Annotated in this window: 25 protein-coding genes, 1 tRNA gene and 2 pseudogenes; 13 read left to right on the forward strand and 15 right to left on the reverse strand. The window is 68.5% G+C overall.

The genetic code is table 11. The features are described 5' to 3' along the window. Positions 1 to 137 precede the first annotated feature (137 nt). On the forward strand, positions 138 to 752 hold the full coding sequence (locus tag AO398_RS15020) for a cytochrome b (RefSeq protein WP_058192933.1): 615 nt from the start codon (positions 138 to 140) through the stop codon (positions 750 to 752). A gap of 2 nt (positions 753 to 754) precedes the next feature. Here the strand turns inward: AO398_RS15020 and AO398_RS15025 are convergent, their stop codons facing one another. Together AO398_RS15025 and AO398_RS15030 are read right to left on the reverse strand one after the other, a co-directional pair. Then, positions 755 to 1,654 carry an AprI/Inh family metalloprotease inhibitor gene (locus tag AO398_RS15025; RefSeq protein ID WP_058192934.1) on the reverse strand — a complete coding sequence of 300 codons (900 nt, stop codon included), beginning with the start codon at positions 1,652 to 1,654 and terminating at the stop codon, positions 755 to 757. Next, positions 1,651 to 2,616 carry a 2-hydroxyacid dehydrogenase gene (locus AO398_RS15030; protein WP_058192935.1) on the reverse strand — a complete coding sequence of 322 codons (966 nt, stop codon included), beginning with the start codon at positions 2,614 to 2,616 and terminating at the stop codon, positions 1,651 to 1,653. Before AO398_RS15030 ends, AO398_RS15025 begins: the two co-directional genes overlap by 4 nt. A gap of 243 nt (positions 2,617 to 2,859) precedes the next feature. Between AO398_RS15030 and leuC the strand changes: the two genes are divergently transcribed. From leuC to mqo, 4 genes are all read left to right on the forward strand, one after another. Continuing rightward, entirely contained in the window at positions 2,860 to 4,272 is a 1,413-nt protein-coding gene (gene leuC, locus AO398_RS15035) for a 3-isopropylmalate dehydratase large subunit (protein WP_058192936.1), read from the forward strand. Positions 4,273 to 4,355: 83 nt separating this feature from the next. Next, positions 4,356 to 4,440, forward strand: a tRNA-Leu gene (locus tag AO398_RS15040). A 271-nt stretch (positions 4,441 to 4,711) separates the two neighbouring features. After that, positions 4,712 to 5,233 carry a lipocalin-like domain-containing protein gene (locus AO398_RS15045; RefSeq protein ID WP_058192937.1) on the forward strand — a complete coding sequence of 174 codons (522 nt, stop codon included), beginning with the start codon at positions 4,712 to 4,714 and terminating at the stop codon, positions 5,231 to 5,233. A gap of 488 nt (positions 5,234 to 5,721) precedes the next feature. Further along, on the forward strand, positions 5,722 to 7,452 hold the full coding sequence (mqo, locus tag AO398_RS15050) for a malate dehydrogenase (quinone) (RefSeq protein WP_058192938.1): 1,731 nt from the start codon (positions 5,722 to 5,724) through the stop codon (positions 7,450 to 7,452). Positions 7,453 to 7,515: 63 nt separating this feature from the next. Here mqo and AO398_RS15055 read toward each other — a convergent pair whose 3' ends face one another. Further along, positions 7,516 to 7,785 carry a hypothetical protein gene (locus AO398_RS15055; protein ID WP_058192939.1) on the reverse strand — a complete coding sequence of 90 codons (270 nt, stop codon included), beginning with the start codon at positions 7,783 to 7,785 and terminating at the stop codon, positions 7,516 to 7,518. A gap of 134 nt (positions 7,786 to 7,919) precedes the next feature. Beyond that, the gene (locus AO398_RS15060; protein WP_058192940.1) at positions 7,920 to 8,132 is read right to left on the reverse strand and encodes a hypothetical protein; all 213 of its coding nucleotides are present in this window, start codon (positions 8,130 to 8,132) and stop codon (positions 7,920 to 7,922) included. A gap of 535 nt (positions 8,133 to 8,667) precedes the next feature. On the opposite strand from AO398_RS15060, the gene AO398_RS15065 reads away from it, so the two are divergent. Further along, complete coding sequence (locus AO398_RS15065; protein ID WP_058192941.1) at positions 8,668 to 8,859, forward strand: hypothetical protein; 192 nt, start codon at positions 8,668 to 8,670, stop codon at positions 8,857 to 8,859. Between the two features lie 16 nt (positions 8,860 to 8,875). On the opposite strand, the gene AO398_RS15070 is transcribed toward AO398_RS15065, so the two are convergent. From AO398_RS15070 to murI, 3 genes are all read right to left on the reverse strand, one after another. Further along, positions 8,876 to 9,097, reverse strand: a complete 222-nt coding sequence (locus AO398_RS15070; protein WP_058192942.1) for a hypothetical protein — start codon at positions 9,095 to 9,097, stop codon at positions 8,876 to 8,878. Positions 9,098 to 9,121: 24 nt separating this feature from the next. Then, complete coding sequence (locus AO398_RS15075; protein WP_244498783.1) at positions 9,122 to 9,802, reverse strand: cache domain-containing protein; 681 nt, start codon at positions 9,800 to 9,802, stop codon at positions 9,122 to 9,124. 205 nt (positions 9,803 to 10,007) lie between these two features. Next, positions 10,008 to 10,883, reverse strand: coding sequence for a glutamate racemase (gene murI / locus AO398_RS15080; RefSeq protein WP_058192944.1), 876 nt, complete (start codon positions 10,881 to 10,883; stop codon positions 10,008 to 10,010). 261 nt (positions 10,884 to 11,144) lie between these two features. Between murI and egtB the strand changes: the two genes are divergently transcribed. The 3 genes from egtB to AO398_RS15095 are packed head-to-tail and all read left to right on the forward strand — an operon-like array spanning position 11,145 to position 14,494. Continuing rightward, complete coding sequence (gene egtB / locus AO398_RS15085; RefSeq protein WP_058192945.1) at positions 11,145 to 12,413, forward strand: ergothioneine biosynthesis protein EgtB; 1,269 nt, start codon at positions 11,145 to 11,147, stop codon at positions 12,411 to 12,413. Between the two features lie 18 nt (positions 12,414 to 12,431). Further along, complete coding sequence (egtD, locus tag AO398_RS15090) at positions 12,432 to 13,406, forward strand: L-histidine N(alpha)-methyltransferase (protein ID WP_058192946.1); 975 nt, start codon at positions 12,432 to 12,434, stop codon at positions 13,404 to 13,406. Between the two features lie 41 nt (positions 13,407 to 13,447). Then, a complete protein-coding gene (locus AO398_RS15095; protein ID WP_058192947.1) occupies positions 13,448 to 14,494 on the forward strand; it encodes an adenylate/guanylate cyclase domain-containing protein in 1,047 nt (348 codons plus the stop codon). 21 nt (positions 14,495 to 14,515) lie between these two features. On the opposite strand, the gene AO398_RS15100 is transcribed toward AO398_RS15095, so the two are convergent. The 4 genes from AO398_RS15100 to clpS form a co-directional block, all read right to left on the reverse strand. Further along, on the reverse strand, positions 14,516 to 15,814 hold the full coding sequence (locus tag AO398_RS15100) for an NAD(P)/FAD-dependent oxidoreductase (RefSeq protein WP_058192948.1): 1,299 nt from the start codon (positions 15,812 to 15,814) through the stop codon (positions 14,516 to 14,518). 94 nt (positions 15,815 to 15,908) lie between these two features. Next, positions 15,909 to 16,193 carry a hypothetical protein gene (locus AO398_RS15105; RefSeq protein ID WP_007566909.1) on the reverse strand — a complete coding sequence of 95 codons (285 nt, stop codon included), beginning with the start codon at positions 16,191 to 16,193 and terminating at the stop codon, positions 15,909 to 15,911. Positions 16,194 to 16,284: 91 nt separating this feature from the next. Then, a complete protein-coding gene (clpA, locus tag AO398_RS15110; protein ID WP_058192949.1) occupies positions 16,285 to 18,777 on the reverse strand; it encodes an ATP-dependent Clp protease ATP-binding subunit ClpA in 2,493 nt (830 codons plus the stop codon). A gap of 37 nt (positions 18,778 to 18,814) precedes the next feature. After that, entirely contained in the window at positions 18,815 to 19,201 is a 387-nt protein-coding gene (gene clpS / locus AO398_RS15115) for an ATP-dependent Clp protease adapter ClpS (protein ID WP_058192958.1), read from the reverse strand. Positions 19,202 to 19,847: 646 nt separating this feature from the next. Between clpS and AO398_RS15120 the strand changes: the two genes are divergently transcribed. Further along, positions 19,848 to 21,329, forward strand: coding sequence for a D-alanyl-D-alanine carboxypeptidase (locus tag AO398_RS15120; protein ID WP_058192950.1), 1,482 nt, complete (start codon positions 19,848 to 19,850; stop codon positions 21,327 to 21,329). A gap of 110 nt (positions 21,330 to 21,439) precedes the next feature. On the opposite strand, the gene AO398_RS15125 is transcribed toward AO398_RS15120, so the two are convergent. From AO398_RS15125 to AO398_RS15135, 3 genes are read right to left on the reverse strand one after another with little or no spacing between them, the layout of a single operon-like run. After that, positions 21,440 to 22,186, reverse strand: coding sequence for a DnaJ domain-containing protein (locus AO398_RS15125; RefSeq protein ID WP_058192951.1), 747 nt, complete (start codon positions 22,184 to 22,186; stop codon positions 21,440 to 21,442). 3 nt (positions 22,187 to 22,189) lie between these two features. Then, on the reverse strand, positions 22,190 to 22,432 hold the full coding sequence (locus AO398_RS15130) for a hypothetical protein (RefSeq protein ID WP_244498784.1): 243 nt from the start codon (positions 22,430 to 22,432) through the stop codon (positions 22,190 to 22,192). Between the two features lie 5 nt (positions 22,433 to 22,437). Then, positions 22,438 to 23,568, reverse strand: a complete 1,131-nt coding sequence (locus tag AO398_RS15135) for a trypsin-like peptidase domain-containing protein (protein WP_058192953.1) — start codon at positions 23,566 to 23,568, stop codon at positions 22,438 to 22,440. 406 nt (positions 23,569 to 23,974) lie between these two features. Here AO398_RS15135 and AO398_RS15140 point away from each other — a divergent pair, with 406 nt between their 5' ends. Both AO398_RS15140 and AO398_RS15145 read left to right on the forward strand, forming a co-directional pair. Beyond that, positions 23,975 to 24,190 carry a hypothetical protein gene (locus AO398_RS15140; protein WP_058192954.1) on the forward strand — a complete coding sequence of 72 codons (216 nt, stop codon included), beginning with the start codon at positions 23,975 to 23,977 and terminating at the stop codon, positions 24,188 to 24,190. 256 nt (positions 24,191 to 24,446) lie between these two features. Then, the gene (locus tag AO398_RS15145; RefSeq protein WP_058192955.1) at positions 24,447 to 24,761 is read left to right on the forward strand and encodes a hypothetical protein; all 315 of its coding nucleotides are present in this window, start codon (positions 24,447 to 24,449) and stop codon (positions 24,759 to 24,761) included. A gap of 94 nt (positions 24,762 to 24,855) precedes the next feature. Here the strand turns inward: AO398_RS15145 and AO398_RS15150 are convergent. Further along, positions 24,856 to 25,881 (reverse strand): annotated as a pseudogene (locus tag AO398_RS15150) (SbcC/MukB-like Walker B domain-containing protein); the annotation flags it as partial. Here AO398_RS15150 and AO398_RS29415 point away from each other — a divergent pair. Beyond that, positions 25,865 to 26,014 (forward strand): annotated as a pseudogene (locus AO398_RS29415) (phosphoadenosine phosphosulfate reductase family protein); the annotation flags it as partial. The pseudogenes AO398_RS15150 and AO398_RS29415 sit on opposite strands and share 17 nt — an antisense overlap.

Below are 26,014 nucleotides of genomic sequence, written 5' to 3' on the forward strand. Positions count from 1 at the left end.
CCCGCCGCTAGCAGTAAGTGTGATGTGTCCCGCGACGATAAAGTAGGATTATTCTTAAACTTGATCAAACGTGGCATTGGTCCGGCACCGTCGGTCTGCTTAGATCCACGGTGAACGATGCGCATCCGCGAGGGATCATGGCAGGTTCGACGATCACGGCCGGCAAGAAGGCGGGGACGCCGCTTCCCGCCACCTACGTCACGGCTTCAGGCCTGCCACGCTACCACCCGGTCTCGCAGGCGTTGCACTGGGTGACGGCCGCCCTGGCGCTCGCGGTGCTGCCGCTCGCCTGGGTGGCGGTGAGCCTGCCGCCGGCCCCCGCCAAGGGCAGCCTCTTCGTGCTGCACAAGTCGGTCGGGCTGACGATCCTGGCGATCGTCGTCCTGCGGATCGTGTGGCGGATGATCCGGCCGGCCTCGACCGATCCCCTGGCGCCGCGGCTGCTGACGCTGATCGGCCGCGTCAATCACGGGCTGCTCTATGCGATCTTCCTGATCATGCCGATCAGCGGCTACCTCCTGAGCGCGCTGTCGGGGCGTGACACGCCGTATTTCTGGCTGTTCACCATCCCGGGCCTGACCAAGGACGAGGGCGCGCAGAAGATCGCCGAGTCGATCCATCTCGTCGGGCAATGGTTCGTCTACGCGCTCGTGCTGCTGAACGTCGCCGCGACGATCTGGCACCTCGTGATCCGCCGGGACGGCCTGCTGGAGCGGATGCTGCCGGTCCAGGACGGCCGCGGATCCCGATAGGATCACTCGACCCGGCGCAGCACGAAGGTGGTGCCGACCTCGGGCTCGCGCCGCCACCGCCCATCGTCGGTCGCCACCAGGTCGATGGTGTGGCCGCGCTTGGCGGTGAGGGTCATCCGTCCGTTGGCGTAGCGCCAGCGGACGGGGTCGAACACCTCCAGGCCGCCATCGTGGCAGCCCGGGACGACGTGAACGCCGCCGCCGGCTCCGTCCAGGGTGATCCGGCAGGTGTCGCGTTCCTGGAAGCGGTCGAGGGCGTAAACACCCGGAGCAGGCCCCGGCGCCGCCGTGGCGGTCGCATTCGCACTACGCTGCAATTCAGCGGGCACAGCCGGCGCGGTCTGCAAGGAGGACTGCGCCGGCGCAGCCTCAATTCCGGCGATGTCGGGTGCGGCAGACACGGCCGGACGCATCGCCGCGATGTCGAGGGGGACCAGGCTGTAGGTCTCACCGCCTTCCGTCTTTGCGACCAGGCTACGCTGGTCCGGACGCCGGGCGAATTCGAGGATCGGGCGGACGTTCCGGTCCACCAGGCGCACGCCCCGGTCACTGAACAGCCAGCCGGCGATGCCGCTCACGACCGGCAGGGCGCGCCGGCAACCGGCTGGGAAGCTGATCCGCTGGCCGGCGTCGCCGTTCTCGCTTCGCAGGGTCATGACGCAACGGCGATTGGTGCCGTCGCGCGACAGGTCCCAGGTCCCTGGCACTTCGCTGAGACGCTCGGGCAGGCTCGGCGGGGCAGGGGGAGCCGCTTGTGTTGCGATCGGCGGAGCGGCCAGCGTCCCCGGATCCAGGAGGCTGGGCTCCGGCGCCGTCGGAGGAGCGGCAAAGTCCTGCTGCGCCGCCGCCGGCCACGGGATCAGGGCCAGGGCGGCAAGCAGCGGGGCCAGTGCAGGTCTCACGCGGGCGGGCTCCAGGGTGTCTCGGAAACGGGGGTCAGCGGACCGCGCCCCTCGAACCACGACAGGACGTTGTCGACGACGAGTTGCGCCATCGCCGTGCGGGTATGCTCGGAGGCGGAGCCGACATGCGGCAGCAGCACGGTCTTGTCGAGGGCCGCGAGCTCCGCCGGCACGTGCGGCTCGTTCTCGAACACGTCGAGCCCGGCCCCCAGGATCGTGCCCGCCTGAAGCGCCGCGATCAGCGCGGCCTCGTCGACCAGGCTGCCGCGGGCGACGTTGATCAGGATCCCCTCGGGTCCCAGCGCCTCGAGGATTCCGGCATCCACCAGGCCGCGGGTGTCGTCGCCCCCGGGCGCGACCACGATCAGGATATGGACCGCCCGCGCCATGCCAAGCAGGCTGTCGTGGTAGGTGTAGGATACGTCGTCCTTCCGGCTGCGGCCGTGATAGTCGATCGCGACGCCGAAGCTCTCGAGCCGATGGGCGATCGCCTTCCCGATCCGGCCGAGCCCCAGGATCCCGACCCGCCGCCCGCGCAGCGAAGCGGTCAACGGGAACGGCGCCTTCGGCCAATGACCTTCGCGCAGGTAGCGGTCGGCCTGCGGGAGCCGCCTTACGGTCGCCAGAACCAGGCCGACGGCGAGGTCGGCGACCTCGTCGGTGAGCACGTCCGGGGTGTTGGTGACGACGATCCCGCGCCGCTGCGCCTCGACGGCGTCGACGGCGTCGTAGCCCACGCCGAAATTCGCGATCAGTTCGAGCTTCGGCAGCTTATCCATCAGGGCGGCGTCGACCTGGCCGCCGACGCAGAGCCCCCGGATCCGCGGGCCGATCTCGGCGAGCAGCGCCTCCGGGTCCGCGGCGCCCGCGAGCCGGTGCACCATGAAGCGCCCCTCGAAGGCGGCCTCGACCAGCGGATGCATTTTCTTGAGGAACAGGATCTCGGGCGGCGCTTCGGACATCCCACACTCCCTTGTTTTTGAACGACCGCCGATGCGGCCGGTCATGCTCGCTTCGGCATAGGGCCAGTGGCCGGTGGGGCGCCAGCCACGCTCGGCCTCCGGCCGTGACATCGGGGGCCAAGCGCCGAGCGGCCAATTGACAGGGCGAGGACTTGCCTCTTCCGAAAACCGCGCGCGATGCCTACTAAGGAACCCGCATTATCGCGAGAGCTCTGCACCGATCCCATCCGAAGACGAAAACCGATGACCAGCCCGCGCACCCTCTACGACAAGATTTGGGACGACCACGTCGTCGATGTCCAGCCGGACGGCACCAGCCTCCTCTACATCGATCGGCACCTCGTTCACGAAGTCACGAGCCCGCAGGCGTTCGAGGGTCTACGCGTGGCCGGCCGCAAGGTGCGGCATCCGGAAAAGACGCTGGCGGTGGTGGACCACAACGTCCAGACCTCCGATCGCTCGAAGGGCATCGACGATCCCGAGAGCCGGACCCAGCTCGAGGCCCTGGCCGAGAACGTGCGCGACTTCGGCATCGAGTTCTACGACGCCCTCGACCGGCGCCAGGGCATCGTCCACATTATCGGTCCGGAGCAGGGCTTCACGCTGCCGGGCCAGACGATCGTGTGCGGCGACTCGCATACTTCGACGCACGGCGCGTTCGGGGCGCTGGCCCACGGCATCGGCACCTCGGAGGTCGAGCACGTGCTCGCCACGCAGACGCTGGTGCAGAAGAAGGCCAAGAACATGCGCGTCACGGTGGACGGCGCGCTGCCGGCCGGCGTGGGCGCCAAGGACATCATCCTGGCGATCATCGGCGAGATCGGCACCGCGGGCGGCACCGGCCACGTGATCGAATATGCCGGCGATGCGATCCGCGCCCTCTCGATGGAGGGCCGGATGACGATCTGCAACATGTCGATCGAGGGCGGCGCCCGGGCCGGCCTGGTGGCACCGGATGCCACCACCTACGCCTACGTCAAGGACCGTCCGAAGGCGCCGAAGGGCGCCGCCTTCGACAAGGCGCGCGCCTATTGGGAGAGCCTGCTCACCGACGAGGGCGCGTTCTTCGACCGCGAGGTCCGCCTCGACGCCGCGAGCCTGCCGCCGATCGTCAGCTGGGGCACCAGCCCGGAGGACGTGATCTCGGTGCAGGGACGCGTGCCGGATCCGGCGGCGATCGCTGACGAGAACAAGCGTCAGTCCAAGGAGAAAGCGTTGGCCTATATGGGCCTGACCCCGGGCACGCCGATCACCGACATCACCCTGGACCGGGTGTTCATCGGCTCCTGCACCAACGGCCGGATCGAGGACCTGCGGGTCGTCGCCCAGATGGTCGAGGGCCGTAAGGTGCATGAGAGCGTCTCGGCCATGGTTGTGCCGGGCTCGGGTCTCGTGAAGGCGCAGGCCGAGGCCGAGGGCATCGACCGGGTGCTGAAGGCGGCGGGCTTCGACTGGCGCGAGCCGGGCTGCTCCATGTGCCTCGGGATGAATGCCGACCGGCTCAACCCGCTGGAGCGCTGCGCCTCGACCTCCAACCGGAACTTCGAGGGCCGCCAGGGCCATCGCGGACGCACGCACCTGGTCTCGCCGGCCATGGCGGCGGCGGCGGCCGTGGCCGGCCGGTTCGTCGACATCCGGGAATGGCCGCGCAGCTGAGGCCAGAAAGGCTGAAATCGCGATTGACGGGCCCCGTCCGTCCGAATAAACGAAGCCGTCGCCGACCGCTGGGTCGGCGGCAAGCCCAGGTGGCGGAATTGGTAGACGCGCTGGTTTCAGGTACCAGTCTTGCAAGAGGTGAAGGTTCGAGTCCTTTCCTGGGCACCATCAGCCGCCTAGAGCGCTGATCCGCTTAATACGCTCCCCCGACGTTTACAGAATGACAGGCTCTGGCAGCCAGTCAGTCCTGCCTTCGGATCCGCGTCGATCGAGGGTGCACATCCGCCTCCCATCCCAGCTTCGCGCCACCAAGACCCGTTAGGGGAAGCGCGCCGTCTCCGGGAATGCCCGCATTGCGCCGTTGGCATCACCGCCCCGGCGCACGGCTCTCGATGTCCGGCACGTCGACGTCGGGCTGCGCCGGAAGGAGAATCCCAGGATGACGAAATTCTCCGCCACGCTCGCCGCGGCCCTGCTCATGGCCGCGTCCCCCGGCCATGCCACCGAAGCCCAGACCCCGATTCAGGCGGACGAGGACGACCTGGCCGCGAAAATCGTCGGAACCTGGGAGCTCGTCTCCTATCAGGTCGAGGATAAGGCGACCGGATCGCTCGTCGACGCGATGGGCAGCGCACCGCGGGGCCGGGTGATCTTCACGAAGGACGGTTGGGTCGCGTTCAACTTGGAAGGCACCGACCGGACGCCGGCCGAGACCGATGCCGATCGCGCCGCGCTGATGAAGACGCTGGTGGCCTATATCGGCCGCTATCGGATCGAGGGGGACCAGTGGATCACGCAGGTCCAGACCGCCTGGGCACCGGAATGGGTCAACACCGAGCAGCGGCGGACGATCGCGATTCACGGTGACGCGGCGGACGTGACGACACCGTGGCGAATCATGCCCAACTGGGATGCCGGCCGCCTGTCGCGCAGCATCATTCGCTTCCGCCGCAGCCGATAGGGTCGGACAGACCGAGTGCCACCGCGCCGGGCGCACAGGCGTCGCCTGTTTAGATCGGGTGCAATCCGGGCAATTGTCCAGCACCACAGATTGTTCTTTCAGACCTCATCCCTTAAGACGCGGACGGCAAGCCAGTTGGCCATACCTGTCATCCTCGATTCGCGTCATACGACGGCTGATTTTCGAATCCGGTCATGGCTTTATTCGGCATTGCGCGAACGAACCGGGTTATAGGTTAAGAAAAGTCTTTCCGATCGCGTATCGGGTTTCTCGAAGCTGCTTTTGTCAGCGCTTCGAGGGTGTGTTCGGCCGCTAATTATAAGAACGATCAGATAAGATCGATCGATCACTCTTCGAGTGCCGCACCATCGGCGGGGGAACGTTCTGGAAGGCTGGACGCGCGGGTCTCCCGGTCGTGTCGATCCGACGCCTTCTTGACCGGAGAGTGCGAGCCGCACTGTCCCGGTCCGCAACGATGAGATGTGGCGATGCGTGCCGACGACACCAACAAGCCCCGGTCCGGGCACTCCGCGCAGGAGAGGCTGGCCTTCAGCCGCCGGCAGCTGCTTGGCACCGCCGCCACCGGGCTCGCGGCCGCCTCGCTGCCGAGTTCCCTGGCCTTCGCGGATAGCGCCGACGGCAAGGTCGACGTGCTGCTGATCGGTGGCGGCATCATGAGCGCCACGCTCGGCGTGTGGCTCAACCAGCTGGAGCCGACCTGGTCGATCCAGATGGTCGAGCGCCTGGATCAGGTCGCCCTGGAGAGCTCCAACGGCTGGAACAATGCCGGCACCGGCCACTCGGCGCTGGCCGAGCTGAACTACACCCCCGAGAAGAAGAACGGCCAGGTCGAGATCGCCAAGGCGGTCGAGATCAACGAGGCGTTCCAGGTCACGCGCCAGTTCCTGGCCTCGCTGGTCAAGACCGGGGTCCTCAAGAACCCCCATTCCTTCATCAACTACACCCCGCACATGAGCTTCGTCTGGGGTGACGACAACATCACCTATCTGAAGAAGCGCTTCGAGGCGTTGAAGGCCAGCCCGCTGTTCGCCGGCATGGAGTACTCGACTGATCCGGAGCAGCTCAAGACATGGGTGCCCCTGATGATGGAGGGGCGCGACCCGAAACAGAAGGTCGCCGCCACATGGTCGCCGCTCGGCACCGATGTCGAGTGGGGCGAGGTCACCCGTCAGTACGTGGCCCATCTGCAGGGCCAGCCGAACTTCAAGCTGAACCTTTCGACCGAGGTCGAGGGCATCACCAAGAATGCGGATGGCTCCTGGCGGGTCACCTCCCGCAACACCAAGGACGGGTCGCGGCGCAGCGTCGATGCCAAGTTCGTGTTCATCGGTGCGGGCGGCGGCGCCCTGCACCTGCTGCAGAAATCAGGCATCCCGGAGGGCGCGGATTACGGGGGCTTCCCGGTCGGCGGCTCGTTCCTGATCAATGAGAACCCGGACGTGGCGACGCTGCACCTCGCCAAGGCCTACGGCAAGGCGTCGGTGGGCTCCCCGCCGATGTCGGTGCCGCACCTGGACACCCGTGTGCTCGGCGGCAAGCGCGTGATCCTGTTCGGGCCGTTCGCGACCTTCTCGACCAAGTTCCTCAAGGAGGGTTCGTATCTCGACCTTCTCAGCTCGACCACGACCAGCAACATCTGGCCGATGGTCCGGGTCGGAATCGACGAGTATCCCCTGGTCGAGTACCTGGCCGGCCAGCTCATGCTGTCGGATGACGACCGGATCGCGGCCCTGCGCGAGTACTTCCCGAAGGCCAAGAAGGAGGAGTGGCGCCTCTGGCAGGCCGGCCAGCGCGTGCAGATCATCAAGCGCGACCCGAACAAGGGCGGCGTGCTGAAGCTCGGCACCGAGATCGTGAACGCCAAGGACGGCAGCATCGCCGCCCTGCTCGGGGCCTCCCCGGGCGCCTCGACGGCGGCGCCGATCATGCTGCAGGTCCTGGAGAAGGTGTTCGCCAAGAACGTCGCCACGCCCGAGTGGCAGGCGAAGATCAAGCAGCTCGTCCCGAGCTACGGCCTGAAACTCAACGACGATCCGGATCGAGTCGCCGAGGAATGGGCCTATACCAGCGAACAGCTGCAGCTGCCGGCCCCACCGCAGATCGACAAGGCGGCGCTCAAGGCCGTCCCGACCAGCAGCACCGTGCTCAACAGCAGCAACACCACCGTCCCGGCGCCGGTTCACGACCTGGCCCCCTGAACCGAACGGGTCCCGGGTCTCGCGCACTTGCGCGAGGTCCGGGATCGGCTCCGGTCGCCCCACTCAGGCGGAGCGAACCGGGGCTGCGCGGCTGGCGAGGTGAAGCCAGCCGAAATCCACCGGATAGCCGAGGCCGTGAAGCATCTTGACCCGCTTCCACGAGGCCGAGCGCGCCGAGGTCTCGTCCTGCCCGGCCTCGATCTCAGCGGCTTCCATCTCCTGAAGCTCCCGGGTCAGTTCCTCGCGCAGCCCCGTCGCCTTCATGGCGCCGAGCGCCGCCGTGAACGCCCGTTCGGTGACCCGCACCTGATCGCAAATCTGACGCACGCTCATCAGTCTTGAGCCCTCTCGCGCTACCGCTTGACTGCCGTCCTGCAGTCATCGAACCGTAGCATTTGCGGCGGCGACGGGTGATGTACGTCTTTGGTGCAGACAGGCTTACTATTCGGCGTCGTTCATCGCGCCGTCTACCGCAGCGGGAGTGAGCCGAGCCGCCGCACCACGCGGGATGGGCGACGCCAGGGCCGCTTGCGTCCGAAGGTCCGGCGCGGGTCCAGGATACCCGAAGCGAGGTCATCCTTCTGAATGATCGGCGGCTGCACGGCGGCGCCGATCGCGACCAGCGCGGCGGATCCGACCAGGGCGATAATCGCGGCACCCCAGAAGAGACTCTCGAACATCTGGCCCTTCCGATCACTATGTCCTCATATAGGCATGAAGTCTGATCTAAATTGCGGCAGAACCTGGGCAAGGCCGATTAATTTGCATACTCATCAATATCCATTGTGGAGCTTGAAAAAACACGGCTGCTTCGACGGCGATCATATCAGCTGACGATTGGTCCCGGCACGGTCGCGCGCGCAGCCCTGGCCATGCTGACGGCGAATCGGTGTCGGGGGATGCCGTGGGACATCGCCAAGGCCCGGGGCGAAGCCGGCACACCGTCCGCCTCCAGACAGTCGATCCCGCGCCGGTCGCCAACATCGCCCTGTCGATCCACGGCGCAGACGCCTGTCGCAACCCGCGGGACGGTGCCGACGACACGCTGATCCGTGCATCACGAGCCCCCCAGTAAGGCTCAGCGGGCCGCCGCCGGTTGTACGATTTACGACTCGTTCATCCTCTAGGTGTCCCCTGGTCCAAGCCGGACGCCGATCCAGGCCTCCGGTGGAACAGGACGATCACGCGGGGCGAGGGCCCCATCCGCAGGACAGCATGCAGAACGGGGATACGGAAGCGATGCCGCGCAAGTCCGAGACGACGACCCAGGAACCGATCATGGAGCTTTGGCGGATCCTGGCCCTTGCGCTGATCGTTGCCGCCGGGATGCTGTTCGTTCACCTGGTCGTGCCGGCCGAGGCCGAAGCCTCCGGCGAGCCCACAAGCGCCATGACGACGGTTCGGTAGCCAACTGCCGGGTCTGTCAGAGGAGCCTGGGCCAGAGGTTCGCCGGGTCCAGGGACACGGCATCGCCGGCAAGATCCGCCGGCGTCAGCCCGATCAGCAATGCGACCGCGAGGATCGCAGCGGTCAGGACCAAGACGATGGCGATACGCTCCGGATCGATCCGTGTCGCGTGCAGCACGGCGCACCCGAGCGTGAAGGTCGCGGCCTCCGTCAACGGAAGAAACTGCGCCAGGGCCATGACGGACGGTCCGGACGGCGCGACCTACTCGGCGCCCGCAGGTTTCAGGCCGGCCGAGTCCAGGGCGGCCGTGGCGGCTCGGATGTCCCGCCGGGCCTGCGCGATCGCCGCCGCCTTCGCGTCGCCTTGCGCATTGAGTGCCTCCAGGAATGCGATCCAATCCGCCCGCGCCTGGCTCGGGATTTCCCGATCGAGCTTCTGCCGGAGCTGGGCGATCCGGCCGTCCGGCGTGGCGGCGGTCGGCGCCGCCTGATCGGTGTCGTAGACGCCGACCCCGCACATCTGGTCGCCGGCCTTCGTGTAGTAGGTGGTCTTGGGTTCCTCGATCGTGCTGCCGGGCTTCGGGAACAGGTAGTGGATCACCGCGATCTGCCCGGGCTTGGCCGTATCCAGCATCGTCTGGATGAAGTGGTTGCCGGTCCTGTCGTGCAGGTCGCGAACGTCGTGGCCCTTCAGGATCGGGTTGGGATGGGCACTCATGACGCCGTCCGGACCGACGCAGAACACGTAAGTGTCGGCGGTGCGGAAGCCGTTCGTTCCCGCGGTGAATTCACCGAGCGCCTGGGCCGAGCCGGCGTCGAGAGCCCGGCCGACACGCCCGAGCATCCAGGACGCGAAGCCGTTCGGGCTCGGATCGTCGCAGGATGTCGGCGCTTCGCCATCGCCGCAGGCGAGCGCGGCCGCCGGCGGCTGCACGGCACACATCAGTGTTGCCGCAAGCAGCCCTGCTCGCAAAGCCATGAAAAACCCCCGAAATCAATATAATCGATTCAACACGGGGAATTAAAACTGGATCGACTGATTATGCAAGCGCGCATGATTATCGCCCCGCGCCAAGCGGGCCGTGACACTGGGCAATTCGGGATCGAACGGGGCGTCGAACCTGCGACCGGATCCCGGTCCGGGTCGCCTACTGCATCGGCAGCGGGAGTGCCTCGACGGCGATCTCGCCGATGCCGCGGGCGGCGAGCGAGGCGCGCAGCGGAGCGGTCAGGCAGGTGCCGGCGGTGAAGGCGCCGTGCACGGAGCCGTCATGGTCCGCATTCCGCCGGGCGGGACCGATCAGCTGAATCACGCGTCGGGCGATGGCCGGAGCCGGATCGATCCACGTTACCGGCCAAGGCGCGAGGGCTTCGAGGCGCGGCAGCAGCAGCGGGTAATGGGTGCAGGCGAGGCAGATCACGTCGGTGCGTCGTCCATCCGCATCCGAGATGAAGCAGGGGGCGATCTCGGCGGCAAGAGCCGCGTCGTCGATGGGCGTGCCGGCCAGTTCGGCCTCGGCGAAGCCCGCGAGGTTCGGCGAGCCGACCAACGTCACCGCGCAGGATCCGGCGTAGGTCGCGATCAGGTCGTGCGTGTAGGAGCGCGCCACCGTACCAGGGGTGGCCAGCAGGGAGATCAGGCCCGAGCGCGTCGCCGCAGCGGCCGGCTTGATCGGCGGTACCACGCCGACGAACGGCGTCGCGAAGCGTTGGCGCAAAGCCGGGAGGACCAGGGTCGACGCCGTGTTGCACGCGATGACCACCAGATCGGGCCGGTGCGTCGCGAGGAGTTGCTCCATCACCGCCAGCACCCGGGCGACGAGGGCGGCTTCGCCCAGCCGGCCATACGGGAAGGCGGCATCGTCGCCCGCATAGATGTAGCGCCCATCAGGCCGGGCCCGGCGCACGGCATCGAGGACGGTGAGGCCGCCCAGCCCGGAATCGAACACCAGGATGGTTGGTTCAGGCGACACGCGGAATGCCGCGGCGGACAGGCTGGCCCCGGCCATCAGATCGATCCGCATGGAAATTCTGGACTCCGCACTCAGCGCCTCGAATCTCGATGCCGAGGGTTAAGGCCTCCTCACTGCGGCGCAAAAAAGACCCGCGAATTCCCGTTCTTCTCATTAACCGCGGCGGCGCCACCGGCGAATAAGCGGATCGGACTGAGCGGCGGCAGAATCACTGGCGGAGGTTGTCTGACCACGGCGGGGACATATCTTCTGCGACCAAGCTGGGCGTCGACAAGACGATCCCAGGAGAGATGCGAATAAGGGAAGATCCGCATGGCAGCCACGGCGGCACTCCGCTCCGGCGAGACGCGCGCGCAAACGGCCGCGGCTTTCCCGCCACCGCCCGTGACGGCACGTCCGATCGACCGCGCCGCCTGGATCGCGGCCTTTCGCTTCGTCCGCAGCGAGACCGAGCGTCGGGCCGCGCCACTCTCAGCGGAGGATCAGCAGGTCCAGTCGATGGCCGATGCCAGCCCGACCAAGTGGCACCGCGCGCATGTGACGTGGTTCTTCGAGCAGTTCCTGCTGCGCGAGCACCTGCCCGGCTACGCCATCTACGACGAGCGCCTGCACTACCTGTTCAACTCGTATTACGTGGCGGCCGGCCCGCGGCAGCCGCGCATCCAGCGGGGCATGATCACCCGGCCGACCATGGACGAGGTGACGGCCTACCGGGCGCATATCGACCGGGCGGTGGAGTCGCTGCTCGGTCAGGCCTCGGAGAGTGCCCTGGAGGCCGTGCTGCCGATCCTGGAGATCGGCCTCTACCACGAGCAGCAGCATCAGGAGCTCCTGCTCACCGACATTCTGCACGCCTTCGCGCAGAACCCCCTGGGGCCGGTCTACGACGCCGAATGGCGGTTCCCGGCTGCCTCCGGGCAGACAGGCCAGGCCAAGCTCGCCCAAGGCATCGCCTGGATCGGGCATGAGGGCGACGGCTTCTCGTTCGACAACGAGTCGCCCCGCCACGAGGCGCTGATCCTTCCCGGCCGGATCGACGAGGCGCTGGTCACCAACCGCGAATGGCTCGCCTTCATGGAAGCGGGGGGCTACGCCAAGCCCGAGCTGTGGCTCTCGGACGGCTGGTATGCCGGGCAGGCCGAGGGTTGGGAGGCGCCGGGCTACTGGCGCCGGGACGGCGACGGCTGGGCCACCATGACGCTCGGCGGCGTGCGGCCGGTGGCGCTCGACGCGCCGGTCACCCACATCAGCTACTACGAGGCCGACGCCTATGCCCGCTGGACCGGTCGCAGCCTGCCGACCGAGTTCGAATGGGAGGTCGCGGCCCGCGACGGCGCGCTTCCGGACGCCTTCGGCCTCGTCTGGCAATGGACCCGCAGCGCCTACGCGGCCTATCCGGGCTACCGCCCGTTGCCGGGGGCACTCGGCGAATACAACGGCAAGTTCATGGTCAGTCAGTTCGTGCTGCGCGGCTCATCGGTCGCCACGCCCGAAGGCCATGCAAGGCTGCCGTACCGCAACTTCTTCTATCCGCATCAGCGCTGGCAGTTCACCGGCCTGCGCCTCGCCGACGCCGCCTGACGCGCCCCGGAGCCTCCCTTGACCGTCAAGCCCATCTTTTCCGACGCGACCCCCGTCGCCCTGGACACCCCTGAACTCGCCTTTCTCGCCGACGTGCGGGACGGCCTGTCAAAGACGCAAAAAGCGCTCTCGCCGAAATACTTCTATGATTCCGCCGGCTCTGACCTGTTCGAGGCGATCACGCGGTTGCCGGAATATTACCCGACCCGCACGGAGGTCGGCATCCTCGACCGCAGCGGGCCGGAGATGGCCGCGTTGCTGCCGGCCCGGGCGGCGCTGGTCGAATTCGGCAGCGGCTCGACCATTAAGCTGCGCCGCCTCCTGCGCCACCTCGACAAGCTCGCCGCCTACGTGCCGGTGGACGTGTCGGGCGAATTCCTGAGGTCGCAGGCGGAGGTCCTGAGCGGCGACTTCCCGCATCTGCGGGTTGAGCCCGTGGTCGCGGATTTCACCCGCGATTTCGACCTGCCCGAGAGCCTGCGCGACATGCCCCGGGCCGGTTTCTTCCCGGGCTCGACCATCGGCAATTTCGAGCCGAGCGAGGCCGAGGATCTGCTGCGGCGGTTCGGGCGGATCCTGGGGGAGGGCGCGCACATGATCGTGGGCGTCGACCTCGTGAAGGACGCCGCGATCCTCGAGCGGGCCTATGACGACGCCGCTGGCGTCACCGCAGCGTTCAACCTCAACCTCCTGACCCGGATCAACCGGGAGCTCGCCGGTCGTTTCGACCTCGGCGCCTTCTCCCATCGGGCCGTGTTCAACCCGCAGGCCTCGCGGATCGAGATGCATCTCGTCTCGGCGGGCGCGCAGGACGTCGGCATCGGCTCTGATACGGTCGCTTTCGCGGACGGAGAGACGATCCATACCGAGAGCAGCTACAAGTATACGGTCGAGACCTTCCGGGCCCTTGTGGAAAGGGCCGGCTGGACCTGGATCCAGGTCTGGACCGATCCGGAGGGGCTGTTCTCGGTCCACGCGCTGCGGCAGGACTGAGACCGGCGCCGCGAACCGGCGGGTGGGGTGAGGGCGCCCGGATGCGTTTCGGCCCACGCTGGTTCTATCTCGTGGCCCCGGGGCTCGGTGCCCTGGCCGGCCTCCTCTACGGATCGATCTTCGCGGTCGGTCCGCTGCTCGGCTCGGCGATCCGCGGCGCGATCATCGGCACGCCGATCCTGCTCTACGAGCGCCGGCTGCTATGGCCGCACATGCGCGAGCGGGTGCGGCAGATGGCGACGCCGCTGTTTTTGCTCGCCACGGTGGCGCTCTACATCCTGATGATCGTGGTCGGCAACGCCGCCGCCAGCACGGTGCTGAACCGCCTGTTCCGCTTCATGTACAGCGAACGGAACGCGATGCTGATGTCGCAATCCGGCCTGCTCTACGCCCTCGGCATCTCGGCGCTCACCGTGTTCGTGTTCCGGGTGCGGGACCTGATTGGCCCGGGCGTCTTCGCCAACCTGCTGATCGGCCGCTACCACCGGCCGATCAGCGAGGAACGGATCTTCCTGTTCCTCGACGTCACCGGGTCCACCCGCTTCGCCGACCGACACGGCGACCGTGCGGCCCAGGCCTATCTCGGGCAGGTGTTCAACGCCCTGGCACTGCCGGTCGCGCGCTCGCGGGGCGCGATCGACGATTATATCGGCGACATGGCGCTCGTCACCTGGACGATCGAGCGGGGCACCCGGGACGCCGCCTGCCTGCGCTGCGTCTTCGACTTCGCCGCCCGGCTGACCGAGGAATCCGCGGCCTGGACGCAGCGTTTCGGGCAAGTCCCTCAGTTTCGTGCGGCCCTGCATTGCGGCTCCGTGGTCACGGCCGAAGTCGGGTTGGAGCGCCACAAGATCGCGTATTTCGGCGACGTGGTGAACACGACCGCCCGGCTGGAGAGCCTGTCCAAGAGCCTCGGCGTCCACGTCCTTGTGTCAGCCGACCTGCTGAACCGGATCGGCCCCTTGCCGCACGACTTGGTTGCCGAGGATCTCGGCGCCCATGCCCTGCGGGGCCGGGACGCGCCGCTCGCCGTGGCGGCCATCCGGCAGCGCCATCAGACGCCGCCCGTTCAAAGGGGCGCCCGGTGATCGGGCGTTCATGAGGTGCTGTTAGGCGCCCAACACCTTCAAGACGTCCCGGGCGGCGCGCTCGCCGTCCAGGGTCGCACCGCCCACCGTCATGGCGCCGCCGCCGGCCAACGCTTCCCCGGCGAAGAAGACGCGCCCTCCGACCGGCTCACGCAGGCGATCGCGCGCCTCCGCATGCCCTGGATTGACGATGGAATACGAGCCTTGGGCATACGGGTCGGTCCACCAGCCGGCGAGCCCCCCCGCCTGGACCGCGCCCGGCGCCTTCGAGCCCAGGATCACGCCGAGTCGCTCGGTGGCCAGCGCGACCGCGGCGGGCTCGCCCGCGCGGCACAGGTCCCGGGCAAGGTCACCGCCCAGATTCGCCACCGCGATGGGACGGCCGAACGGGCCCATCTCGAAATAGATCGTCGCCCCCCCGGTGATCACCGACACTGCGTCGCCCAGGTCCGCCGGATCGACCTTGGCCGGGTCGAGGCGCAGGGCAATCTTGGTGTAGGCACCCATGTGAAGCCCACCCAGCGCCGTCTCCACGGGCTCGGGCAGTCGCGGCGTGAACCGGATCGCACCGGATTTCAGCACGCCGATGGGCACCGTGACGATGGCGGCCGCCGCCCCGAGGACGCCAGCACCGGTGTCGATCCGGACGGTCTTCTCGGACCAGTCGATCGCCCGCACCGGACAACCGAGGCGCACCGGCAAATCGGAACCATGCCGCGCCACGAGGGCCCCGTAGCCGTCGACCCAGAGGTCGGTGCCGGACCACAGCCGATCGTAATCGGCCGCTGAGACCCGTTCGGGATCCTCGCCCAGGGAGAGGCGGCTCAATCCGGCCGCCGCCCGTTCGGCATTCGGGCCGCCGGCGCGGGCGGCCTCGGCGAGCGATGGATCGCCCCCCTTCGGCGCCAGCAGCGCATCGAGCCCGGAGAAGCCTGCGCGACGGCTGGCATTCTCGGCCTCGGTCGCCGGACGGCCGTCGATCGTGAGCGTGCGCGCCCAGCTACCGTCCTCGGCGAAGCGCACGCCCGCCCGGCGGGCGATCGGTGCCCAGGGGTTGCGCTCGGCCCAGTGGATGTACTCCGCCCCGGCATCGAACCGGCAATCCGGACCGAGGGCTTGATCGGTGAACGCGCGGCCGCCGATCCGCTCCCGGGCCTCGAGCAGCACGACTTCCTGCCCGGCGGCCCGCAGGACCGACGCCGCCGCCAATCCGGCCGCTCCGGCGCCGATCACGACCACGGTGCCGCCCCGCGCCGCCGCATGCAGGGCGGGGGCCGCCAGGAGGGCGGAAGCCAGGATCGTGCGTCGGGTCGGACTCATGGCGTACCCGCTCGGATCTCTGGTCGACCGGCGCACGTGCCGTAGAGGCCGGATGAAACGCCCGCGGCGATCCGGGATCCGAAAGGCGCGCGTGCTAGCCGCGCGCGCCCTGCGTACCGGAGCGTTTCTCCATCATGGTCTTGACCTGCATCAGCTGGTCCCAGACCTGGCCCGGCGAGGTCCCGAAGAAGTCGAAACCGGCATTCACCCCGAGATAGATTCCCACGCAGATCAAAGGCACCAGCACCCAGGCCAGAACCTCCTCACCGCGCCGACGCCGTTGGCGGCGCCTGCGGCGCTCCTCCCGTCGGGTCAGCTTCTGGGCAGGCGCGGGATGCGTGACGGGGGAGAGCGGCCCCTCGTGCAGATCTTCTGTCATCAGGCGCCTCCTCGCCGCGGCGCGTTCACGTCGCGGCGGTCATAGACCGGCTTGGCTATGTCCGGAAGCCTGCCGACCGGGATGCGCGCCCTTATGCGCGCACCAGTGGCACCTTCGGCACGGTGCGGACACCGCCCGAACCGCCACTGCCCCCGCCACCCTTGTCATCCTTCGGGGTCTTCTTGCGGGTGGCCGCCCGGGGCTTGGCCCGCTTGTGCCGCTTGGCGGCGTTGGTGACATCCGCCTCGGGCTTGGGCGTGACCGGGCCGGCCGGGAACTCGAAACCCAGGCTGTCCTTGGCGCCGGCCTTGGCTTCCTCATCCTCGGGCTTGCGCACGACCACCTTGACCGCGCCGCCATCCTTGAGCTTGCCGAACAGGACCTCGTCGGCCAACGGCGTCTTGATGGTCGCCTGGATCAGCCGGGCCATCGGGCGGGCGCCCATCGCGTCGTCGTAGCCGTGCTCGACCAGCCACTCCCGGGCCTCGTCCGACAGCTCGATCGTGACGTTGCGGTCGGCGAGCTGCGCCTCGAGCTGGAGGACGAACTTGTCCACCACCTTGGCTACAACCTCCTTCGGCAGGTGGCCGAACGAGATGATCGCGTCGAGACGGTTGCGGAATTCCGGTGCGAACAGCCGGTTGATCGCCTCGACATCGTCCCCCGTCCGCTTGGACTGGGTGAAGCCGTAGGCCGACTTTGCTAGATCGGAGGCGCCGGCATTCGACGTCATGATGATGATGACGTTCCGGAAATCGACCTGCTTGCCGTTGTGATCGGTCAGCTTGCCGTGGTCCATCACCTGCAACAGGATGTTGAACAGGTCCGGGTGGGCCTTCTCGATCTCGTCCAGCAGCAGCACGCAATGCGGATGCTGGTCGATCCCGTCGGTGAGCAGGCCGCCCTGGTCGAAGCCGACATAGCCGGGGGGCGCGCCGATCAGGCGGCTGACCGTATGGCGCTCCATGTATTCCGACATGTCGAAGCGCAGCATCTCGACGCCCAGCGACGCGGCGAGCTGCTTGGCGGCCTCGGTCTTGCCGACGCCGGTCGGTCCCGCGAACAGGTAGGAGCCGATCGGCTTGTCCGGATCGCGCAGGCCGGCGCGCGCCAGCTTGATCGCCGAGGTCAGCGCCTCGATGGCGCTCGGCTGACCGTAGACCACCCGCTTCAGGTTCTCGGTGAGGTGCTGAAGCACCACCGCGTCGTCCTTCGAGACGGTCTTCGGCGGGATGCGGGCCATCGTGGCGATGGTCGCCTCGATCTCCTTGATGCCGATGGTCCGCTTGCGGCGGGCTTCCGGCACCAGCATCTGCGAAGCGCCGGTCTCGTCGATCACGTCGATCGCCTTGTCGGGCAGCTTGCGGTCGTTGATGTAGCGGGCCGACAGCTCCACCGCGGCCTTCACGGCTTCGGTCGTGTACTTGAGCTTGTGGAACTCCTCGAAGTACGGACGCAGGCCCTTCACGATCTCGATCGTGTCCGGGATCGACGGCTCGTTGACGTCGATCTTCTGGAAGCGCCGCACCAGGGCGCGGTCCTTCTCGAAGTACTGGCGGTACTCCTTGTAGGTGGTCGAGCCGATGCAGCGCAGCGTGCCGGAGGCCAGCGCCGGCTTCAGCAGGTTCGACGCGTCCATGGCGCCGCCCGAGGTCGCACCGGCGCCGATCACCGTGTGGATCTCGTCGATGAACATGATCGCGTTCGGGTGCGCCTCGATCTCCTTCATCACCTGCTTGAGACGCTCCTCGAAGTCGCCCCGGTAGCGGGTGCCGGCGAGCAGCGTGCCCATGTCGAGGGAGAACACGGTCGCGTCCGCCAGGACCTCCGGCACTTCGTGCTGGATGATCTTGCGGGCAAGCCCTTCCGCGATCGCGGTCTTGCCGACGCCCGGATCGCCCACCAGCAGCGGGTTGTTCTTCTGGCGGCGGCAGAGCACCTGGATCGTGCGCTCGACCTCGGAATGGCGGCCGATCAGCGGGTCGATCTTGCCGTCCCGGGCCTTCTTGTTGAGGTTGACGCAATAGGCGTCGAGCGCGTCACCCTTCTTCTTGGCGCCGCCGCGGGGATCGGCCTCGTCGCTCGGGCGCTCGGCAGCGCCTTCCTCTTCGGCGCCGCGCACAGGCTTGGCCTCGGACGCGCCGGGGCGCTTGGCGATGCCGTGGCTGATGTAGTTCACCGCGTCGTAACGGGTCATGTCCTGCTCTTGCAGGAAGTAGGCGGCGTGGCTCTCGCGCTCGGCGAAGATCGCCACCAGCACGTTGGCCCCCGTCACCTCCTCGCGCCCCGAGGACTGGACGTGGATCACCGCCCGCTGGATCACCCGCTGGAAGCCCGCTGTCGGCTTGGCGTCCTGGCGTCCGTCGCCGGTCAGGTTCGAGAGTTCGGTGTCGACGTAATCGACCAGGCTGCGCTTGAGCGTGTCGATCTCGACGTTGCAGGCGCGCATGACTGCCGCCGCGTCCTGGTCATCCACGAGGGCGAGCAGGAGATGCTCCAGCGTCGCGTATTCGTGCCGTCGCTCGCCGGCGAGCGCCAGGGCTCGATGGAGGGCTTGTTCTAGGCTGCGTGAGAAGCTTGGCAAAGCTGGCCTCTGTGTGGGTGCCTACCGCGAACGGCGCCTATTTCTTTTCCATAACGCACTGGAGAGGATGTTGGTGTTTGCGCGCGAAGTCCATGACCTGCGTCACCTTGGTCTCCGCCACCTCGTAGGTGAAGACCCCACACTCACCGACCCCGTTCTGATGCACGTGCATCATGATGTGGTAGGCGTCCTCGTGGCTCTTGTTGAAGAAGCGTTCGACAACCAGCACGACGAATTCCATCGGCGTATAGTCGTCGTTCAGAAGGAGTACCCGGTAGAGGCTCGGCTTCTTGGTCTTCGGCTTGGTGCGGGTGATGATCGCGGTGTTGGACCGGTCGTCGCCGCCCGGCGCGCGCGAACCGGAGGCCGTGATCGCTGGTCGCGCAGGCCGATGAAGCGTCGTCGATATCGCGGTGCCCTGCAGGGGGACCTGTGTCATGTGCGTCGAACCGATCCCTCGATTGGAGCGGGCGTCGCCGGCCCCCAATACCGATCCCGTCATGACCCTGCCGGGAGCGGCGTCTGGGTCGGCGGACATTAATCTACAGACCGTGAGGCGACTTCGCCAGACGCCTGCGCGCACTTGTCCGCCCCGCAAAGCTTGCGCCAGGCGCGTCGGCCTCGCGCCGCTCACGCCGGCGGGCGGAGGGCAGGACGGCGGGCCCGCCGGACAGGAGGGGCTGCGGGGCTCACGCATGTCACGACTCGGAATGGGTGACGCTGGCGCCCCGTCGAGCCGCAGACAATCCGGCCCGCGAGATGGGGATTCCGTGAGCCGCCGGGCAGGCGGAGGATCGCTGCATGGCCGGCCTCCTCGGCACCGCCGAACCGGCTTGGCGCGACCGACACGGACAGCGAAACCGGATGTCCCGGAAAGATTGTGCGCCGCCTCCACCCGCGTCAAGCGGCGCTCCGGCCGACAGGATTTCGAAGTCGCGGGGTTCGCATTAACGGGCCTGTAACTGCACCCGCCTAATTCTCAACCGATGCAGCGGGGCCACGCGATCGGCGCAGGCCTGCACCAGAGATACGACCGGCCATGCGCCGGTCCCGCGAGGCAATCAGGCGTGATGCGTAGCGTTGTAGGCCGCCCCCGGACGATCCCCGCGCTGCCGGCCGCCCTGGCGGCTGCCGCGGTCCTGACCGCCCTGGCGGCGCCGGCCGAGGCCGGGCGTGGGCGGCATCACCACCACGCGTCCGGCGGCGGCTACAACCCGCCCTACGCCGCCATGGTGGTGGACGTGAAGAGCGGGAAGACGCTGCACGCGGTCAACGAGGACGCCCTGCGCCACCCGGCCTCGATCACCAAGGTCATGACGCTCTACATGCTGTTCGAGCAGATGGAGCGCGGCAAGTTCGCCCTCGATTCCGACCTGACCATCTCGGCCCACGCCGCCGCCCAGGCGCCGTCGAAGCTCGGCCTGCGCCCCGGCCAGACCATTACGGTCGAGGATGCGATCAAGGCGATCGTCACCAAGTCGGCCAACGACGTGGCCTGCGCGATCGGCGAGAACATCGCCGGCTCCGAGGAGCGCTTCGCCCAGATGATGACCGCCAAGGCGCACGCCCTCGGCATGAGCCGGACGCAATACGCCAACGCCTCGGGCCTGCCGGATCCCGACCAGCTCACCACCGCCCGGGACCTGACCGTCCTGGCCCGGGCCATTCAGGACCGGTTCCCGCACTACTACCGCTACTTCCAGACCCGGTCCTTCGCGTTCCGCGGCCGGGTGATCGGCAACCACAACCACCTGCTCGGCAACGTCCAGGGCGTGGACGGGATCAAGACCGGCTACACCCGCGATTCGGGCTTCAACCTGATGACGGCGGCGAAATCCGACGGCCGCCAGATCGTGGCGATCGTGCTCGGCGGCAAGTCGGGCGCCAGCCGCGACCGGATCATGGCCGACCTGGTCCGCTCCAGCCTGCCCCGGGCCTTCGCGGGCGCCCGCCAGGCCCCGCCGGTCACCGAGGTCGCCGACCGCGCCCGGCCGGCGGTCGTGGCCGATGCCGTCTCGCGCACCCGCACGCAGGTCGCCTCGGCCGACGACGAGGATGTCGAGACCACCGGAACCACCGGCGAGCCCCTGGACATCATGCCCTCCCGGACGACCACGACCCCGGGCGGCACCTGGAAGCCGGGCCCTCAGGGCGCTTCACAATCTCTGCCGAAGGCGGCCCAGGCCTACGCCGGCACCAGCAGCGCGCAGGCCCCGTTCCCGGGCGCCTCGAAGACCGCGGCCCGGATGGCGTCCACGGAGCGCGACGAGCCGCCGAAGGCGGTCACCGGAACCCGCGTCGTCCCCACCGCCTGGGTGATCCAGCTCGGCGCCATGGACGACGAGGCCAAGGCCCGGTCGATGCTGTCCGAGGCCCGCGCCAAGGCGGGCGGCAGCCTGTCGAAGGCGGCCCCCTACACGGTCAAGGTCGAGCATGGCGGGACCACGCTCTACCGCGCCCGCTTCTCGGGCTTCGCGGAGCAGGATTCGGCGCAGGATGCCTGCACGGCCCTGAAGCGCAGCGGCTTCAGCTGCTTCGCGACCCGCAGCTGAACCACCTCAACAATCAGCGTCGCGCCCACAAGGTGCGCCGGCACGGCGTCGTCGCGGCCCAGTTTGCCCGCGGCTGCGAATCAGTAAGTATCTGACAACGCGCGTGGAGTTCAGCGATGTCGGTTCAAAAGCCTGTCTCGGGCCGCGTTAACCCGCGCCGCCCTCTCGGCACTTCCGCCCTGGTCGGGGTGGGTGAGCTTCATCAACGACCTGTGGGCCGTCCGGACCTGCTCAGCGGTCGCCCCGCGCTGAAGCCCCAGGATCTGGTACGCCTCCTCCTGCGTCATCGACCCTGGATACGTCGGGCGTCCCGGCCGCGGGTCTCGATCGCGCTCAGCGTCTACACACCAGCCGGGCGCCCGGCGGTCGAGATACGGCTCTAGCAGCGCCGCCCCCTCGGGATCGGTCTGACGGCAGGCGGCAAGCAATTCCGCCACCTCCGCGACCGAGAGGGCGTCGAGCCAGGCCCCGGCGCGCCGCCCGGCGATCACCCGGCCCTCGCTGAAGCTGCCGTCCGGACGCAGGCGGATCTCGATCAGCGCCGTCCGGTGCCGGCGGCCGCGATCGACCCAGGGCTTGAGGATCGGGGTGAGGCGTGCCGTCATCGCGGCCTGCCCCTCGATCATCCAGATGCCGCCGAGGCCGAGCAGGGCCGCCAGCACGAAGTTACCGTGCAGCAGCAGGAATCCGGCCGCCCCGAGGGCGAGGACGCCGCCGATCTTCTCCGGACGGATCGCGCCCATCATCGCGGTCACGCTCTTGCCGAAGGCGCGGCCGAGCCGGCGGCCGAGGCCGTCGCCGTTCTTCGAGAGCCACCAGAGCGTGAGGCAGGCCAGAAGGGCCGCGAACAGCACCATCGCTCAGCGCCGCGCGCCGAATTCGGCGCCGGCGCGGCCGCCGATCTGCACCGTCGTGCCGTCACCCAGATCGTAGAAGCCGCGCCGCGTCGGCGTCGGCGTCGACGGCTGCGACGCGGCGCATCCGGGGCGCGGCGGCAGGCGCACGCCCTCGGGCAGGTCATCCGGGCAGAGGCGCGAACGCACCGGCTGCTCGGCCGCGGACGCGGCGCCGACGAGCAGGCAGAAAACAATCAGGGCGGGCAAGTTTTTCACCGGCGGTTCTCCGCGACATCGGCGGTGGTGATCCGAATCTGTCGGATCCGGCCGTCGCGCTCGACCTTCAGGGTTACGGGCGCGCCGAGGCCGGCCTCCTCGATCGCCGTCGTCAGATCGGCGAGACGATGGACCGGCTGGTCGTTGGCGGCCACGATCACGTCGCCGATGTCGCCGGTCTGCGGATCGACCCCGCGCAGACCGGCCTGGGCCGCCGGGGAGCCGGGCAGGACCCGCAGCACCACGACGCCGTCGATCCCGAGCCGGGCGGCGGCGGCCTCCTGGGCGGCGATGATGCCGATGCCGGGGTTGCGCACCCGGCCGACCCGGATCAGCTCCGGGACGACGCGGTTGACCACATCGACGGGGATCGCGAAGCCGATCCCGGCGCTGGCGCCTGAGGGCGACACGATGGCGGTATTGACCCCGATCAGCCGCCCGGCGGAATCGAGCAGCGGGCCTCCGGAATTGCCGGGGTTGATCGCCGCATCGGTCTGGATGACGCCCGACAGTTCGCGCCCGGCGCTGGTCGGCATCCGCCGGCGCACGGCGCTGATCACGCCGGTGGTCAAGGTGTGGTCGAGGCCGAACGGGTTGCCGATGGCGAAGGCCGATTGCCCGACCTTGAGATCCGCCGAGGATCCGATCGCCAGCGGCGGCGGCATCTTGGCCACACGCCCCAGGCGCAGGACGGCGAGGTCGTAGGACGGCGCCAGCCCGACCAGGGTCGCCGAGACCACCGCGCCGTCGCTCATCCGGACCGAGACCGAGCCGCCCGTTTGCGCAGCGTTCTGCACGACGTGCGTGTTGGTCACGATGTGGCCGGCGCCGTCCCAGACGAAGCCGGTTCCGGTCTGCGTACCGCTCTGCTCCCCGCTCTCGTCGTCCGCGTCGAACAGGTCGCGTCCGTTGGCGGCGCTCTGCGCGAAGACGTGGACCACGGACGGGCTCGCCCGCTCGAACAGCGCGATCGTGGCCGTTTCGGACTGAGCCAGATCGCCGCGGGCGGCGACCACACGGGGCGCCTCGGCCGAGTAGAGAAGCGGCTGCACATACGGTTGGGCGACGTAGAGCGCCAACAGGACCAGAACCGCGGCGAGCACGATGCGCACGGTACGGTCCGGCAAGACGCTGTCTCCAATCGGGGCCCATCGGCGGGCGAGGGCCTTAAGTGCGCGTTCAGGATCAGGGCGTCAACACAGACGGAGCGCGGTCGCCGACCAGCCCCTGACGTGTCCTGGCGCACGTCGGAAACTGGCGCGCACTGGCTAACGGAATGGTCATCAATCGAGCGCCACAATTCTCGCAAGTTCAGGGCGGATCAGATGTGACCGGTTTGGGCATGGAACACGGCAACGCACCTTGTCCTACGTACTCGGACAATGTTCTGGTGCCTGGAATGCCCAAAATGATCGCAAAGCTGCCGCAGAGATGCTTGCATTGACGCTCAGCCTTTCAGTCCCCGCAGGAGGCCGGCTCGACCGGACTGCGGGAGTCTGAACGGTCCCAAACGGTTCGGAAGGACAAGTTGACATGGAAACCGAAGCTCTCGAACGCCCGGCCGAGCTGACGATCTGGCGCACGGCCCCGGCGAGCACCCCGCTGGCCCAGCCCGAGCGGTACGGCACCCTGCGCGAGGCGATCGCCGCCGCCGCCGGTGCCCTGACCGATCCGGCCAAGCAGCCCTGGATCATCACCGAGGAGGGCGAGATCCTCTCCCCGAACTGGATCCGTACCTACCTGAACTGACACGACGATGCGGCTTTGCACCTCGAAGATCGCCGCGCGAACTTTCAGAGCGCGAAAATCTTCGGGTGCAAAGCCCCGTCATGCCGCGGCAAGCGCGGTCCATTTACGCCAAGCGCGTCCGGCCCGGTCTGCCGTTGACAGGACATGCGCCCGGCAACATCCTCCGCGTATCGCAGCGCGCGGCGTACGATTCGAATGTCGTCCTGAGACAGGACCTTCGGCGTAAGCCGCCTCCTAAAAATCGCGAGCCGCGTCCGTGACCGCCGTTGCGTTCGATACGCTGCGCTTCGTTCGCACCCTCCGCGACAAAGCGACGATGTCTTCGGAGCAAGCCGAAGTGTTGGCCGACGCCGTCGCCGAGGCGATCCAGAGCAATCTCGCGACCAAGTCGGATATCGAAGCTCTGCGGCTCGCCAACAAAGTGGACATCGAGGCCCTGCGCCTCACCAACAGGGCCGACGTCGCCGAGACGAAGGTTGAGATCCTCAAGTGGGTGCTACTGGGCGCGGTTGGGCTCCAGACGCTCGTGATCATCGGTGCGGTCATGGCCCTGACACCGGACCTGCGCTGACCGCACGCGCAATCTGCCACGCGCGATCACGCAGGGACGGCAGCCTTCGCTGAAGACCGGGGATATCGGGGATCGCAATCGGTGCCCCGCCGGCTCACTCGGCCGCGTCGGAGCGGCGGAATCCCTCGATCCCGACCTGCTCCGGGTTGATCGCGTGCAGCGCCCGGCGCGCCGCCTCCAACGGGTGCTCGGCCTCGATCCGCACCGACGTCAGGTCCGGGCTCTTGTAGACGGTGACGATGGTGTCCATCACCTCGGTCAGGGTCGTGCGCTTGTCCTCGGGGGCGGCGATCAGCAGCTGCAGCCCCCAGGCGCGGTAGAGATCGACCAGCGCCTGGCTGTTGCGCACGTCGAGCTTGGAGAATGCCTCGTCGAGGAGGCACAGCCCCAGCCCCGGATTCTCGTCGCCGGGCCGGTCGCCCGGGTAATAGGCGCTGGCGAGCGAGGCCGCGATCGCCACGTAGAACGGCGCTTGCGCCTCGCCGCCGGAGCCGCGCAGGGCCCGCGCTGACATGGTCGTGCGGTTGCCCGCCGCGTCCTTCATGCCGATCTCGTAGACGAAGTAGTTGCGGTAATCGGCGAGCCGCGCCGCATCCTCCTGGCCGGCGATCAGCGCGGTGATTTCTTCCAGCGCCGCCGCCATCGGCCCTTCGGTCTCGCCCGCCAGGAGCGCCTGCGCCGCCTCCGGCGAGCGGGCGGTCTCGGTGGCCAGCGCATGAACGGCGGCGTGGCGGCGGTCCACCGCCGCTTCGAACGCATAGGTCTGGCCGGTGAAGCTGCGCGCGGACAGCCGCTCGTTCAGAGCCGCGAGCCGGGCATGGACCCGCTCGAACCGGTCGGCCAGGCGCGTCAGCAGGTCCTCGGTCATGAGGCGGCGCATCTCGACCTCGGCCCGCTCGGCCTGGGCGCGGTAGCGGCGCAGTTCGTGGCCCTCCACGGCCTCGTATTCCTTGCGGACCCAGGCGTAGCCATCGATCGCCGGGGCGTCGCCGGCGTTCAGTGGATTCTCCACCCGCCAGGCCGAGCAGGCCTCGGTCAGCTCGCGCTCGGCGACGCGGCCGTGGGATCGGGCCGCCTCGGCCGCCTCCCGGGCGAGCCCGCGCTCGGTGGCGGCCCGCGTGGCCGGCTGCGGCTTCCGGACGGTCGAGCCGCTCGGCCGCGCCCTCGACGGCGCGAGCGGCTGGCTCACCGGCCTGCGCGCCGGTCAGTCGGCCAACCGCGCCGAGACGCCGCTCGCCGAGTTCGATCCCGCC

This window comes from Methylobacterium sp. GXS13 (assembly GCF_001455965.1).
Lineage (GTDB): Bacteria > Pseudomonadota > Alphaproteobacteria > Rhizobiales > Beijerinckiaceae > Methylobacterium.

Excerpts from the sequence above, each read along its gene's own strand:
- leuC (WP_058192936.1), top strand. The coding sequence starts at position 2,860 with ATGACCAGCCCGCGCACCCTCTACGACAAGATTTGGGACGACCACGTC.
- AO398_RS15125 (WP_058192951.1), bottom strand. The coding sequence starts at position 22,186 with ATGGTGCTGTTCGCGGCCCTTCTGGCCTGCCTCACGCTCTGGTGGCTC.
- egtB (WP_058192945.1), top strand. The coding sequence starts at position 11,145 with ATGGCAGCCACGGCGGCACTCCGCTCCGGCGAGACGCGCGCGCAAACG.
- AO398_RS15095 (WP_058192947.1), top strand. The coding sequence starts at position 13,448 with ATGCGTTTCGGCCCACGCTGGTTCTATCTCGTGGCCCCGGGGCTCGGT.
- mqo (WP_058192938.1), top strand. The coding sequence starts at position 5,722 with ATGCGTGCCGACGACACCAACAAGCCCCGGTCCGGGCACTCCGCGCAG.
- AO398_RS15065 (WP_058192941.1), top strand. The coding sequence starts at position 8,668 with ATGCAGAACGGGGATACGGAAGCGATGCCGCGCAAGTCCGAGACGACG.
- AO398_RS15030 (WP_058192935.1), bottom strand. The coding sequence starts at position 2,616 with ATGTCCGAAGCGCCGCCCGAGATCCTGTTCCTCAAGAAAATGCATCCG.
- AO398_RS15105 (WP_007566909.1), bottom strand. The coding sequence starts at position 16,193 with ATGACAGAAGATCTGCACGAGGGGCCGCTCTCCCCCGTCACGCATCCC.
- AO398_RS15075 (WP_244498783.1), bottom strand. The coding sequence starts at position 9,802 with ATGTGTGCCGTGCAGCCGCCGGCGGCCGCGCTCGCCTGCGGCGATGGC.
- AO398_RS15140 (WP_058192954.1), top strand. The coding sequence starts at position 23,975 with ATGGAAACCGAAGCTCTCGAACGCCCGGCCGAGCTGACGATCTGGCGC.
- murI (WP_058192944.1), bottom strand. The coding sequence starts at position 10,883 with ATGCGGATCGATCTGATGGCCGGGGCCAGCCTGTCCGCCGCGGCATTC.
- AO398_RS15100 (WP_058192948.1), bottom strand. The coding sequence starts at position 15,814 with ATGAGTCCGACCCGACGCACGATCCTGGCTTCCGCCCTCCTGGCGGCC.
- AO398_RS15020 (WP_058192933.1), top strand. The coding sequence starts at position 138 with ATGGCAGGTTCGACGATCACGGCCGGCAAGAAGGCGGGGACGCCGCTT.
- AO398_RS15070 (WP_058192942.1), bottom strand. The coding sequence starts at position 9,097 with ATGGCCCTGGCGCAGTTTCTTCCGTTGACGGAGGCCGCGACCTTCACG.
- AO398_RS15120 (WP_058192950.1), top strand. The coding sequence starts at position 19,848 with ATGCGTAGCGTTGTAGGCCGCCCCCGGACGATCCCCGCGCTGCCGGCC.
- AO398_RS15045 (WP_058192937.1), top strand. The coding sequence starts at position 4,712 with ATGACGAAATTCTCCGCCACGCTCGCCGCGGCCCTGCTCATGGCCGCG.
- AO398_RS15055 (WP_058192939.1), bottom strand. The coding sequence starts at position 7,785 with ATGAGCGTGCGTCAGATTTGCGATCAGGTGCGGGTCACCGAACGGGCG.
- AO398_RS15060 (WP_058192940.1), bottom strand. The coding sequence starts at position 8,132 with ATGTTCGAGAGTCTCTTCTGGGGTGCCGCGATTATCGCCCTGGTCGGA.